14 protein-coding genes and 1 tRNA gene are annotated in these 13,722 nt (G+C 40.5%); all 15 read left to right on the forward strand.

All coding sequences use genetic code 11. From position 1 onward, the window contains the following. Positions 1-4: 4 nt before the first annotated feature. Complete coding sequence (gene sucC / locus HZA77_11000; protein ID MBI5375954.1) at positions 5-1,165, forward strand: ADP-forming succinate--CoA ligase subunit beta; 1,161 nt, start codon at positions 5-7, stop codon at positions 1,163-1,165. A gap of 30 nt (positions 1,166-1,195) precedes the next feature. After that, entirely contained in the window at positions 1,196-2,071 is an 876-nt protein-coding gene (gene sucD / locus HZA77_11005; GenBank protein ID MBI5375955.1) for a succinate--CoA ligase subunit alpha, read from the forward strand. A gap of 4 nt (positions 2,072-2,075) precedes the next feature. Next, positions 2,076-2,270, forward strand: a complete 195-nt coding sequence (locus HZA77_11010) for a 4Fe-4S binding protein (GenBank protein ID MBI5375956.1) — start codon at positions 2,076-2,078, stop codon at positions 2,268-2,270. Positions 2,271-2,297: 27 nt separating this feature from the next. Further along, on the forward strand, positions 2,298-3,428 hold the full coding sequence (locus HZA77_11015; protein ID MBI5375957.1) for a 2-oxoacid:acceptor oxidoreductase subunit alpha: 1,131 nt from the start codon (positions 2,298-2,300) through the stop codon (positions 3,426-3,428). Between the two features lie 2 nt (positions 3,429-3,430). Beyond that, complete coding sequence (locus HZA77_11020) at positions 3,431-4,255, forward strand: 2-oxoacid:ferredoxin oxidoreductase subunit beta (protein ID MBI5375958.1); 825 nt, start codon at positions 3,431-3,433, stop codon at positions 4,253-4,255. Positions 4,256-4,271: 16 nt separating this feature from the next. Continuing rightward, positions 4,272-4,817: a 2-oxoacid:acceptor oxidoreductase family protein gene (locus tag HZA77_11025; protein MBI5375959.1), complete on the forward strand. Its 546-nt coding sequence runs from the start codon at positions 4,272-4,274 to the stop codon at positions 4,815-4,817. A 75-nt stretch (positions 4,818-4,892) separates the two neighbouring features. Beyond that, positions 4,893-6,263, forward strand: coding sequence for a sigma-54-dependent Fis family transcriptional regulator (locus HZA77_11030; protein ID MBI5375960.1), 1,371 nt, complete (start codon positions 4,893-4,895; stop codon positions 6,261-6,263). A gap of 297 nt (positions 6,264-6,560) precedes the next feature. Beyond that, positions 6,561-7,043 carry a PTS sugar transporter subunit IIA gene (locus HZA77_11035; protein MBI5375961.1) on the forward strand — a complete coding sequence of 161 codons (483 nt, stop codon included), beginning with the start codon at positions 6,561-6,563 and terminating at the stop codon, positions 7,041-7,043. Between the two features lie 23 nt (positions 7,044-7,066). Continuing rightward, positions 7,067-7,384, forward strand: coding sequence for a hypothetical protein (locus HZA77_11040; GenBank protein ID MBI5375962.1), 318 nt, complete (start codon positions 7,067-7,069; stop codon positions 7,382-7,384). Between the two features lie 167 nt (positions 7,385-7,551). Further along, positions 7,552-7,998 carry a GatB/YqeY domain-containing protein gene (locus HZA77_11045; protein MBI5375963.1) on the forward strand — a complete coding sequence of 149 codons (447 nt, stop codon included), beginning with the start codon at positions 7,552-7,554 and terminating at the stop codon, positions 7,996-7,998. 85 nt (positions 7,999-8,083) lie between these two features. Next, a complete protein-coding gene (locus HZA77_11050; protein ID MBI5375964.1) occupies positions 8,084-9,061 on the forward strand; it encodes an NGG1p interacting factor NIF3 in 978 nt (325 codons plus the stop codon). An 8-nt stretch (positions 9,062-9,069) separates the two neighbouring features. Next, entirely contained in the window at positions 9,070-10,842 is a 1,773-nt protein-coding gene (locus HZA77_11055; protein MBI5375965.1) for a DNA primase, read from the forward strand. Between the two features lie 29 nt (positions 10,843-10,871). Next, the gene (gene rpoD, locus HZA77_11060) at positions 10,872-12,647 is read left to right on the forward strand and encodes an RNA polymerase sigma factor RpoD (GenBank protein MBI5375966.1); all 1,776 of its coding nucleotides are present in this window, start codon (positions 10,872-10,874) and stop codon (positions 12,645-12,647) included. Positions 12,648-12,664: 17 nt separating this feature from the next. Then, positions 12,665-12,737, forward strand: a tRNA-Ile gene (locus HZA77_11065). A 221-nt stretch (positions 12,738-12,958) separates the two neighbouring features. After that, complete coding sequence (locus HZA77_11070) at positions 12,959-13,672, forward strand: hypothetical protein (protein MBI5375967.1); 714 nt, start codon at positions 12,959-12,961, stop codon at positions 13,670-13,672. Positions 13,673-13,722: the final 50 nt, after the last annotated feature.

Consider the following 13,722-nt stretch of genomic DNA (forward strand, 5'->3'; position numbering starts at 1 on the left):
AGGAATGAAAATTCACGAGTATCAAGGAAAAGAGATTTTAAAGAAATATGGAGTAGTTGTTCCTGAAGGATCGGTGGCAACCAACCCTGCTGATGCCAAAGAAATTGCAAAAGGACTTGGCGGCGGAGTATGCGTTGTTAAGGCCCAGATACATGCAGGTGGAAGGGGAAAAGGGGGCGGAGTAAAAGTTGCGAAGAACCCTGATGAGGTTTTTGAACTTGCTAAAAGTATTTTAGGTATGAACCTTGTTACGCATCAGACAGGTCCTGAGGGGAAGAAAGTAAAAAGAGTTCTGATTGAAAAAGGATGCGATATAGAGAGAGAACTCTATCTCGGTATCGTCATTGACCGTGTTACATCAAGGCCTGTTGTGATGGCGAGCGAGGCAGGCGGTATGGAGATTGAAAAGGTAGCAGCGGAAACTCCTGAAAAGATATTAAAAGAGATTATTGACCCGAGAGTGGGGCTTCAGGCTTTTCAGGCAAGGAAACTTGCATTTGGTCTTAATCTAAAAGCTGACCAGATTGGTAAAGCAACAAAGCTTATTATGGCTCTTTACAGGGGATTCGAAGCTATAGATGCATCACTTGTAGAAATAAATCCGCTTGTTGTCACAAAAGCCGGTGATGTGATGGCACTTGATGCGAAAATAAATTTTGATGATAATGCCCTTTACAGGCACAAAGAAATTGAAGAACTCCGAGACTTTGATGAAGAAGAACCTCTTGAGATAGAGGCTTCAAAATTTGATCTCAACTACATAAAGCTCGACGGTAATGTGGGATGCATGGTAAACGGAGCAGGTTTGGCAATGGCTACGATGGATATAATCAAACTTGCCGGAGGCGAGCCCGCAAACTTCCTCGATGTGGGAGGCGGAGCTAACGTTGAACGAGTTGCCAATGCATTCAAAATTCTGATGTCTGACAAAAATGTCAAGGCTGTGCTGATAAATATCTTTGGCGGCATAGTTCGCTGCGACAGGGTTGCACAGGGTGTTATTGAGGCAAGCCAGCAGGTAAAGATAAATCTTCCTGTCGTTGTTAGGCTTGAAGGAACAAATGCAAGTGAAGCTTCTGAGCTGATAAATAAGTCGGGGCTTAATTTCATTGTTGCAAAAGGATTGAAAGACGCGGCGCAGAAAGTCGTGGCAACGATAAAATAAATTTCATATAGGAGAGGCGGAGAAACTGATATGAGCATACTTGTTAATAAAAATACAAGACTGGTAGTTCAAGGGATAACCGGTGGTGAAGGTTCGTTCCATACTGGCCAGATGGTGGAATATGGTACAAACGTTGTTGCAGGAGTAACTCCCGGCAAAGGCGGTACAACGCATAACGGGGTCCCTGTGTTTAATACAGTGGCTCAGGCTGTAAAAGAAAAGGGTGCGAATGCTTCTGCTATTTTTGTTCCGCCTCCATTTGCTGCCGATGCCATAATGGAAGCTGCAGATGCAGGTGTTGCAGTTATAGTCTGCATAACTGAAGGTATCCCTACGATTGATATGGTAAAAGCCTATGAATATCTCAAGGGGAAAAATGTAAGGCTCATAGGACCAAACTGCCCCGGTATAATATCTCCCGGGAAATGCAAGATAGGCATAATGCCTGGATTCATTCATAAAGAAGGAAGAATCGGTGTCATATCGAGGTCAGGTACATTGACATATGAAGCTGTTGCACAGCTTACAAGCCGCGGGCTCGGGCAGTCAACGTGCATAGGTATTGGAGGCGACCCTATAATAGGCTCCAAGTTCATAGATCTTCTTGCTCTTTTTGCTGAGGACCCTGAAACAGATGGTATTATCATGATAGGGGAAATCGGAGGAACAGCAGAAGAAGAAGCAGCAGAATTTGTAAAGGCTAACGTTAAGAAGCCGGTTGTTGCTTTTATTGCAGGACAGACTGCTCCTCCGGGAAGAAGGATGGGGCATGCTGGTGCAATTATTTCCGGAGGGAAAGGAACTGCACAGGAAAAAATGGCTGCACTCAAGAAAGCAGGCATTGAAGTCAGTCAGGATCCCTCAGCAATCGGTGAAACAATGGAAAGGGTTTTGAAGAAAGGTTGAATAAATGACTAAGAAAGCAAAGGAAATAAGGATTAATGAGAAGTGGTGCAAAGGGTGTGAGATTTGCGTTGCATTCTGCCCGACAAATGTCCTGGAGATGAAGGGCTTTGTTGCAGTTGTAAAGGATCTTGATAAATGTATACTGTGCAAGCAGTGCGAGATAAGATGCCCTGACTTTGCAGTAGAGGTTATCGAATAAACGTTACTCTGGAGGCTTAAGAAAAAGGTGGAAAGAAAAACAAGATTTCTACAGGGGAATGAGGCAAGTGCGGAAGGAGCGATTGCTGCGGGGGTAAAGTTCTTTGCAGGATATCCTATCACTCCTTCTACTGAAATAGCTGAAGTGCTGGCAAGGAGACTTCCGCAGATTGGCGGACGGTTCATCCAGATGGAAGATGAAATAGCTTCTATGGGTGCAGTAATAGGGGCATCGCTGGCAGGTGCTAAATCAATCACTGCTACAAGCGGTCCGGGCTTTTCGTTGAAGCAGGAAAACCTTGGTTTTGCATGCTTGACAGAGGTGCCGGTAGTTATTGTTAACGTTATGAGGGGAGGCCCAAGTACAGGTCTTCCGACAGCGACATCGCAGTCAGATGTTATGCAGGCAAGGTGGGGAACACATGGCGACCATCCTATGATCGCTCTTGTGCCATGGTCTGTGGAAGAATCATTTTATTTAACCGTAAGAGCATTCAACTTGTCGGAGAAATACAGAACACCGGTTCTCGTTCTTCTCGATGAAGTTGTAGGGCATATGAGAGAGGCAATAGAGCTTCCGGATTACTCCACTTTAGAAATTATAAACAGGAAGAAGCCAACATGCAAGCCTGAGGAATATCTCCCTTATGATCCTAAAAACGAGGTAAATCCTTTGCCTGCTTATGGAGAAGGATACAGGTTTCATGTAACGGGACTTAATCATGACGCGACAGGATTCCCAACAGGCGATCCGAAGCTTGTTGAGGTAGATGAAGAACGGCTCATGAATAAGATACTGAACCATCTTGATGACGTGCTTACCTGGGATGAGTTCATGGCTGACGACATGGAGATTATGATCTTTGCCTATGGTTCAACAGCAAGGTCTGCAAAGGCTGCAATAAAAGCAGCAAGAAAAGAAGGGATAAAGGTCGGCATGTTTAGACCAATAACTCTTTGGCCTTTCCCCGATGCGAAGGTGAGAGAGCTTTCAAAAAGAGTAAAAAAGATAATAGTCCCGGAAGTAAATCTAGGGATGATAATAGGTGAAGTTCAGAGGGTAGCAGCAAAAGATATACCGATAGTCGGAATAAACAGGGCTGATGGAGAAACCATAACTCCGAATCAAATTTTGACTCGTATAAAGGAGCTTGCCTGAAGATGAGCATATATCAAGATTACATGCGGGAAGATAAATTTCCGCACATCTGGTGCCCGGGATGCGGACATGGCATTGCCACGAAATCCGTAATAAGGGCTATCAGCAAAACAGGAATCAAGAAAGATGATATAACTATGGTTTCCGGGATAGGATGTTCAAGCCGTACACCGGGTTACCTTGATTTTAATACTCTGCATACGACACACGGCAGGGCATTACCCTTCGCAACAGGGGTAAAGATGGCGAAGCCTGAGATGACCGTTATTGTTGTCTCAGGAGACGGTGATGCTACGGCCATAGGCGGAAATCATTTCATACATGCAGCAAGAAGAAACATCGATATGACATATCTTATTTACAATAACTATATTTATGGAATGACCGGAGGTCAGTATTCTCCAACCACTCCCCAGGGAAGAATGGCAACAACAGCTCCCTACGGAAATATCGAGCCGCCTTTTGATATTTGCGAGCTTGCAGCAGCAGCAGGCGCAACTTTTGTTGCAAGGGGAACGGTGTATCAGGCTGTTCCACTCGATAAACTTATCGAACAGGCAATTAAGAAAAAAGGTTTTTCTGTTGTTGAAGTACTTAGCCCATGTCCGACGGCTTATGGGCGCCGGAATAAGCAGAGTACTCCGGTTGATATGTTGAATTGGCTGAAGGATAACTGCATCGCCAAAGCAAGATACGATAAACTTACAGATGAAGAAAAGGTCGGCAAGGTTCCAACAGGAGTTCTCCTCGATATAGAGAAACCGGAGTATATGGAACAGTACGCGCTTCTTATGGAAAGAGCTCAGGCGAATAACAAGAAAAAATAGCGGGAGTGAAATACTAATGGGTGGAAATAGTCATTATGAAATAAGGTTTAGCGGTTCAGGAGGTCAGGGGATAATATTAGCTGCTGTTATTCTCGGTGAGGCGGCATCTATATATGAAGGTAAGAAAGCAGTACAGAGCCAGTCCTATGGCCCGGAAGCAAGAGGTGGTGCGAGTAAGTCTGATGTCATTATAAGCGATAGTGAAATAGATTTTCCTAAAGCTACAAGAATTGATGTTCTTCTTGCACTTACCCAGAAAGCATGCGACAAATATGTTGTCGATTTGAAGCCTGACGGAATATTGATAGTTGAAAAAGACCTTGTTAAAAATATTCCAGCCGGAAACTACAAAGTTTTTAAAGTTCCTGTCATAGATATAGCAAAAAACAAGGTTGGTAAGGTTATAACTGCCAATATTGTAGCCCTCGGAGCACTTGTAGGTGCAACAAAAGCTGTTTCCAAAGATGCAATTGAGAAGGCTGTTCTGGCAAGGGTCCCAAGTGCATTTGTTGAACTCAACAAGAATGCGCTTGCAGAAGGTTTTAAAGCAGTAGAAGGCTGATAAAGCTTAATACTCCCGTTCCTTGTCTGCTCACAGTGCAAGCTGCGTGCGTAGTCTATTGCTTACTTACTTTTTATGCCTGATAATAAAATATCTGTTCTCATAGTAAGTGAAGATCAAAACACGAGAGAGGAGCTTGCTTCCTGTTTTAATGATGTGCTTTTTTCAGTTGAGAAACTTGCTGGCAGTATAAGGGCGAGAGACCTTATCTCAAAGAAAGAGTTCGACATTATCTTTTCAGACATTCACATGACATATGTGGATGGGATGGAACTTCTCGAAGCAGTAAAATCAAAGTCACCCGTTTCTGACGTCATACTCATGTCAAACCGCGGGACAATCACCTTAGCAATCGATGCCCTTAAAAAGGGTGCTCACGATTTTCTTCAGCTTCCCATAGATACAAAGCATTTCAGAAACTATCTTATTAACTTAGGCCAGAGGCGAATGCTAATCAATGAGAACAGAAAGCTTAAGGAAATGTTGAAAATTGATTCTCAAAATGATGAGATAGTTGGTACAAGCCCAAGGATAAAACTGGTATATAAACTGATTGACGAAATAGCCCCGACAGATGTCACGGTTCTTCTTGAAGGTGAGAGCGGAACCGGGAAAGAATTAGTTGCGAGGGCGATTCATAGAAGGAGCCACAGGAATGACAGACCTTTTATTGCCTTAAATTGCGGGGCTTTGCCGGAGACCCTTATAGAGAGTGAATTGTTTGGATATGAAAAAGGTGCTTTTACAGGAGCCGTTGCGCGAAAAAAGGGGAGAATAGAACAGGCACATACAGGGACCCTTTTCCTTGATGAGATAGCAGAGCTCACTCTAAATAATCAGGTTGATTTGTTGAGGGTACTTGAAGAACAAAAAGTTATGAGACTTGGCGGACTTGAACGAACTGATGTTGATGTAAGATTCATTGCGGCGACAAACAAAGACCTTGAACAGCTTTGCAGTAGAGGAGAATTCAGGGAAGATCTTTTTTACAGGCTTAATGTTATAAGATTAAAATTGCCTCCATTGCGCGATAGGCAGGAAGATATCCCTCTTCTGGCAAATGCTTTTGTGGAAAAGTTTTGTCGTAAATATAGCAAGGATATGAAATCATTGTCGCATGAAACATCTGCGATTCTAAATAGGTATTCATTTCCTGGAAACGTAAGAGAGCTAAAAAATATAGTAGAGAGAGCCGTGGTTCTTTCGAAGGAAACGACTATCACTCCACATGATTTGCCTGAACAGATATATAAGGATATTAAGGGTCCAGTTCAGAGAGAAGATGGAGACGATAAATTCGCTTCGTTAAAAGTACGTGAAAGAAATGCAATAAAAGAAGCCCTTGAACTTTCCGGTGGCCATAGACAGAAGACTGCAAAACTTCTTGGAATGAGTTTAAGAACCCTTCATTACAAGCTTAAGAGATATAATATAGGTTCCAAATAGCTCAGACTCAATTTCCTGATTATCATTGTAAGTGAAATGCAAAAGCGTAATGTGCATATAATGCATATATATGCAGTTGTTGCACTAACTATCCTTCCTTAAATACCTCAGTTAATCAAATAGATACTTCTTAATTAATGATATGTATGCAATTTATGCATATATGACCTTTGAAATGCTTTCATAGTTATATGGATAAATTGGGTTAAATTGCGTTAAGTTATATTTTATTGTATTTATTTTGTGAAATAATAGTGTGACCAATTTGGTACGGTTTTTGCGATAGCATATTTCACCATGCAATTAAATAATTTGATAAGAAAAGAACATATAATTCTTGGATTAAGAAGTTCAACTGTTTCTGGTTGTCTTGGGGAGATTCTCCTTCATCTTGAGGTAGTTGGGGCTATTAACAGGCAAAGCGAATATCTCATTGAACTTATTGAGAGAGAAGAAAATTCATCTACAGTTCTTTATCCTGGAATAGCTTTCCCTCATGTCCGTTCATCAAGTATTAGTTCTCCGGTAATTGCAATAGGCCGCTCATTTAAGCGTGTTGATTTTAAATCTGTATCCGGTGAGAAAGCTGAGTGGATCTTTCTGATACTACTTCCAAAGGAAGGGAATTATTTGTGGGTATTTTCTGAGCTTCTAGAATGTCTTTCATCACCTTACGCAGTTAATAAACTAAAACAGTGCAATACCGTTGCTGAAATAAAGGCAGTTTTAAATACAGATGTATTATTATCAGGGGAGACAAAAGTAGCATTAACAAGGTAACCACTTTTAAAAGGAGTTTCTCTATGAAAAACCAGATTGATATGCTGATTGAACTGCAGGAGATGGACTCAACTGACAATTCATCAAACGCTAAGAAGTGCAATAATGGCAAAAATACCGATCAGAAACTCCGAGACAAGCTCAAATCCGCTGTAACTCCACATGTTTTTACTCTTTATGAGAAACTTTATAGGGCAAGAGAAGGTCAGGCACTCGCAAAAATTGAAGATGGAGTTTGCGGTGGTTGCCATGTAGTATTACCCACAAAAGAGCTTCCATTTGTTGCTGAAGCAAAGAATATAGTTCAATGCTGGAATTGCCAGCGAATTCTTTACACATAATAATTTCTGCAACTCTCCTGTTAGTGCTTTAAGGGAGGAATTTTTTAGAAACCTTCTGAAATTAGCGGTTTTTTCAGCTTCCTCGCCTTGACAATTACCTTTAATGCACTATATTTAAGATTTGCAAAATCTACATAATATCTTATAGATCTGATAGTTAAAACATTATGGCTATTATTGAAAATTTAACAAATGACATGAAAGATGCCCTTAAGAAAGGTGAGGCATTGCGCCTTTCAGTGATACGGGGGCTTATAAATGATATTAAAAACAAAAAAATTGAAAAAAGGGCAGAAGTCACTGACCAGGAAACTCTTGAGATATTTTCCTCAGCCCTTAAAAGAAGAAATGAGTCAATTGAGGAATTTGCCAAAGGAGGCAGGCAAGATCTTGTAGATAAAGAGAAGTCAGAGGCTGACATTATAAGGACATATCTGCCTCAGCCATTAACTGATGACGAGATAAAACAGATTATAATTGAATCAATCAGGGAGTGTGGTGCAACCTCTAAAAAGGAACTTGGCAAAGTAATGAAGACAGTAATGCCAAAATTTGTTGGAAGGGCAGACGGGAAGATAGTTAACCGGATTGTTCTTGAGTGCCTCGGCAATTGAGAAGACTCTGCATTATTTTATACAAAAACCAACCACTTCCTTGCAGGATTCTGCAAGGATTTTTTTAATTCTATAAGGTGATTTGATGAAGGTAAAACGGATTTATGAGATTGCTGTCGCAAAAGGTATAGAGTGTGATCCAAGAGGCAGAGATACAGTGGAGTCTTACTTAAAAAAACAGAAAGAGGACTATGATGAGCTTAAGACTGACAAAAAAGTTTTCTTCGACAAAGAGAAGATAACAAATCCTTTTGCAGATACACGTATTCTATGTGGTGATCTGGAAAAAGAAGTAAAAACTGTACTTCTGGGAATTGACATGGAGGTGGGAGAGATACTTCTTGCTGACAGGCTAACTCAGAGGGGAACAACTGTTGACCTTGTGCTTGCGCATCATCCGGAAGGTAAGGCAATGGCGAATTTTTATGCGGTTATGGATATGCAGGCAGATATTCTCCATAAATTCGGTGTGCCAATCAATGTAGCGGAATCGATTCTTGAGCCCCGCATAAAAGAAGTTGCAAGAAGGGTGATGCCTTCAAATTATAACAGGAGCGTTGACGCTGCAAAACTTTTGGGTATTCCCATGATGTGTATACATACTCCGGCAGACAATGCTGTTACTGATTTTCTGCAAAAGATATTTGATTCAGAAAAACCAGAATATGTGAAGGACGTGATAAAGATCCTTCAGGATATTCCTGAATATAGGACATCACTTGCTGATCAGAATGTGCCTGCTGTCATTGTGGGCTCAGAAAAAAGGCGGTGCGGCAAAGTGTTTGTGGATATGACCGGAGGGACTGGCGGCGCAAAGGAGATGTTTGAAAAACTTGCTAATACAGATGTAGGCACTGTAGTGGGAATGCATATAGGAGAGGACCACAGGAAGGAAGCTGAGAAGCACCATATAAATGTGGTTATAGCAGGACATATGGCGAGTGACTCACTGGGAATAAATATCATAGTTGATGAGCTTTTGAAAGAAGATCCATCTATGGTCATATATTCTTGTTCCGGACATACACGTGTTAGCAGGCTAAATAGTGATAAAAAGCTGTAGGAGGAATATTGAACAATTTCGCAGCAAACGATAAGGTTGAAGAGATAAGAAGGGCATCTGATATCCTCGATATAATCTCGGAGTATGTATCTCTTACCAAATCGGGAAGAAACTATAAAGGACTTTGTCCATTCCACCATGAGAAGACTCCATCCTTTATGGTTTCACCTGACAAGCAGATATATCATTGCTTCGGATGCGGTGCAGGAGGGAATGTTTTTGCTTTTCTTATGAAACATGAAAATCTGACATTTCCGGCTGTGCTCAAAAAACTTGCTGCGAAATACGGGATAAAGTTCAACGTTTCAGGTAACAGTAAAGAAGCGGAGCAGATTGACACGGTTTACAAAATTAATGAAGAAGCATCCGTGTTTTTTTCCGCTGCACTCAGCAAGACAGTGGGAAAGAAAGCGCGGTCTTATCTTGATGAGAGAGGTATAGACGAGCTGATAATAAAAAAATTCAATGTAGGCTATGCTCCTGACAGCTGGGATTCGTTATCAACTTATCTCTCTCAAAAGAGATTTTCCAGAGAAGATATAGTGAAGTCAGGTCTTGTGGTGGAAAAACAAGATGGACGAGGTTACTACGACAGGTTCAGAGATAGGGTAATCTTCCCAATAGAAGACAGAGATGGAAAAGTAGTAGGCTTTGGAGGCAGAACAATTGGAACCGCTAAAGACGGAGCTAAATATATAAACAGTCCTGAGACTCCTATTTACAGGAAAGGAAAAATTCTTTACGGACTGTCATATTCCAAAGAGCATATAAGAGAGGCAAAAACAGTTTTAATAACTGAAGGATATATGGATGCAATAACTGCTGTTAAATATGGCTTTAACAATATTGTGGCCACGCTCGGTACTGCTCTTACGGAAGATCATCTTAAGGTACTCAGGGCTTATACTGATAATTTAATACTTGTTTTTGATGCTGATGCAGCAGGAGTGAAGGCCGTTATACGTGCATGGGAAACGATAGCTGCCGCGGGTCTGTCATCAAAGGTGCTTGTTCTCCCTTCCGGAGAGGATCTTGACAGTTCTCTGAGGAACAGAGGGAGTGAGTTCGTGCAAAAACAGATATCTGACGCTGTAGACACCGGAGAATTTATTATTTCCGAGCTCGTAAAGCCATTTGACCTAAAGGATTCTGGGGAAAGGAAAAAAGCTCTGGACAGTATTTTTGAAGCGCTGTCAGCAGTTTCTGGTGTTTACAACATTGCTATTTATGGTTCTTTTATCGCTGAAATACTTAAGACTGATGAGAGGATTATTATTGAGGCTTTTAAAAGCGTGAACAGGAGTAAACGCTTAGGTGATGTAAAAAAAGACAATGAACTCCCTGAGAGAAGCAAAAATGTAAATAGCCTTGATGCGCATTTGCTTATGATTTCACTTGCTTCGAAAGAATGGGCATTGCGTGTATTCGAAGCAATAGATACTGCAGATATAGAAGACAGGCTTTTAAGTAGTATTGCTGAGAAACTTAAAGTGAGTATTCAGGACAAAGACAATATAGATATTGGAAGTATATGCCAGGAACTTGATGAAACTTCCGCAGGTATATTAAGTGAGATAGCGTTTAGAAAGGAGGAAGTGATAGACATAAAAAAAAGCTTTGATGATTGCATCAACATGTTCAGACGCAGACAATATATAAGAGCACTGGAAATGAACAAGGCAGAGATCAAAAAAGCACTTTCAAATGGCAATGAAGGAGTTGTTGAACATCTGCTAAAAGAAAACCAGAGGCTTCAATTTAATATTAAGGCGAAGTTTTAATTACAATTTAACGAAGGGGGTTATCCCGAATGAGCAACAGAAACCTTGAAGAGATTAAGACACTCATCGATACGGGGAAGAAGAAAGGCTTCCTTACTTACGATGAGGTCAATGAAGTTCTTCCAGCGGGCATTACCGATAGCGAGGATATCGACGACATCATGACAATGTTTGATGAGAATGAAATAGAAATAATAGATGCTAAACCTGTTTCTCTTGGGGTTAATGTACCTCTTGATGAAAAAGAAGGGTCTAGCGAAGATAATGTTCATATTGATGAAGAAAAGATCATGACAATAACTGATGGTACTACCCCTGGCCTTCCAAAAAGTGATGATCCTGTCAGGATGTACCTTAGGGAAATGGGGGCTGTTTCTCTTCTTAGCAGGGAAGGGGAAGTTGAGATAGCAAAAAAGATAGAACAGGCTGAACATCAGATTATAAATGCCGTCATTACAACTCCGTTGGCTATAAGTGATATAACTGATCTTGGTGAAAAACTGAAGAAAGGTAAAATCGAGATCGGAGATGTAATTACATTAAGTGATTTTGATGAATTTTATACTGAGAAAGGCAAAAAAGAAGAGAAGAAAGCTATATCTATCCTTGAGAAAGTAAAAGTAAAGGAAAAACAGTATACAAAATTGCTCATAGAACTTCAGAAACTGAGTCCTGACGGGAAGAAGTATGCTTCTCTTAAGGAGAAAGCCAGTGCTGTTCACAGGGACATTGTTGAGTATATTAAGGACTTACATCTTAACTCCAAACAGATAGACCGTATTGCGGCAAGGCTTGAAGCCCTCGTGCTTAAAGTTGAAGAGGTTGATAAGGAAATAAAGGACGCAGAAATAAAGATACTTGAATACAAGAAGAAACTTGCAAAATTGAAAGCAGCAGGAGGCAACGCGAAGAATTCAAGAAAGTCAGAGTTGCTTAAGATTATTGAAGAAGAGAACAAGGTCTTAAAGAATTCAAAAAGAAAGATAAAGAGAATAGAGTATGAAGTGAATCTTAGCAGTGAAGATCTTAAAAATACGGTAAGACTGATACAAAATGGCCGTATAATAGACAAGAATGCAAAAGCAGAACTTGCAAAAGCTAATCTTCGCTTGGTTGTGAGCATAGCCAAGAAGTACACCAATCGAGGTCTTCAGTTCCTTGATCTTATACAAGAAGGGAACATCGGGCTCATGAAAGCTGTCGAGAAGTTTGAATACAAGAGAGGATACAAATTCAGCACCTATGCGACATGGTGGATCAGACAGGCAATAACAAGAGCAATAGCTGATCAGGCAAGAACCATAAGAATCCCTGTGCATATGATTGAGACGATTAATAAGCTTATAAGGACATCAAGACATCTTGTGCAGGAGAAAGGTAGAGAGCCAACTCCTGAAGAAATTGCAAGCAAGATGGAACTGCCAGAGGATAAAATCCGCAAGGTGCTTAAAATAGCAAAAGAGCCTATATCTCTAGAAACTCCTATAGGAGAGGAAGAAGACAGCCATCTTGGTGATTTCATAGAAGATACTAAGGCAATTTCTCCGGCTGAGGCTGTAATTGGACTTGACTTAAAAGAAAAAGTGAGAGAAATACTAAAAACTCTTACGCCCAGAGAAGAAAAGGTTCTCAGGATGAGGTTCGGTATTGATGTTAATGCTGAACACACTCTGGAAGAAGTGGGTAAGGATTTCAACGTAACCCGCGAGAGAATAAGACAAATAGAAGCTAAAGCATTGAGAAAGCTTAGGCATAAGAGCAGAAGCAGGAAACTAAGGCCATTTGTAAGCCTTGTTAACGGATAAAAACTATTAAAGTTTCAGGGCCCATAGCTCAGCTGGAAGAGCCACCGGCTCATAACCGGTAGGTCCCTGGTTCGAACCCAGGTGGGCCCATATGTGGATAGATGATATGAGATTGAAAAAAAGAGGATGGGATAAAGATTGGAGAGGGGTTACTACTCCTTAAAATAAAAAGAGTGCAGAAATGCACTCTTTTTTTTTATCTTTTATCGCAGATTGTTATTAATTTTGAAATACTAAGCAGGTGTATTCTCAGAGATTATTTGCGTGGAACTTAAATCAAAGTATTATTTTTTTCCTGGAGGAAAACTGAATTGGGAAGCAAAATTGATTTGTTAGTGAAGTTGCAGTATCTTGACCAGAATATCAATTCACTTGAAAGTACAAAAATTAAGATACCTGAAGAGTTAGAGTCAGCAAAGTCTGAAATGATCAGGGTTGAAAACAAACTGAAAGATGCAGAAAAAAAATATTCCGATTACCAGAAGGCTTTAAAGATTAAAGAAGGTGAAATAGATGATGAAAAGGAAAAGGTTAAAAAAAGCAGGGTAAGGCAGAATGAAGTAAAAACAAATGATGAATACCGTGCTCTTTTAAAAGAGATCGATTTTATAAACAGCAGAATAGACACCATTGAAGAAGAACTTATTAAGATGTTTGATCTGGCGGAGCCATACAAGGAGGAGATAGCATCTGCTAAAAAAGAACTTGAAAATGAGAAGAAGCTGTATGATGAACAAATTATTATAAAGAATAAGGAACTGCAGGATATTGAGAGTGAAATAAAATTCAGTCGTGAAGAAAGAGAAAAACTCATGATCGAGATAGATTCGGAAATTTATAGGATTTATGAGAGGTTATGCAAGTATAAAGAAAATATAGCTATTTCGAAGATAGGCAAAAGAGGAATATGTCAGCATTGTTCGGTTCTTATACCGCCACAGACAGTAAATGAAGTAATTGCTGATGACAAGGTGCTTTATTGCCCTAACTGTCAAAGAATACTTTATTACACTGATGATGTGTGAGCTGCTGAGAGTGTTTATCTTTTCCATTAGGTGCGTCTGTTGGAGGAGCC

It is taken from the genome of Candidatus Schekmanbacteria bacterium (genome assembly GCA_016219965.1).
Taxonomy (GTDB): domain Bacteria; phylum Schekmanbacteria; class GWA2-38-11; order GWA2-38-11; family J061; genus JACRJM01.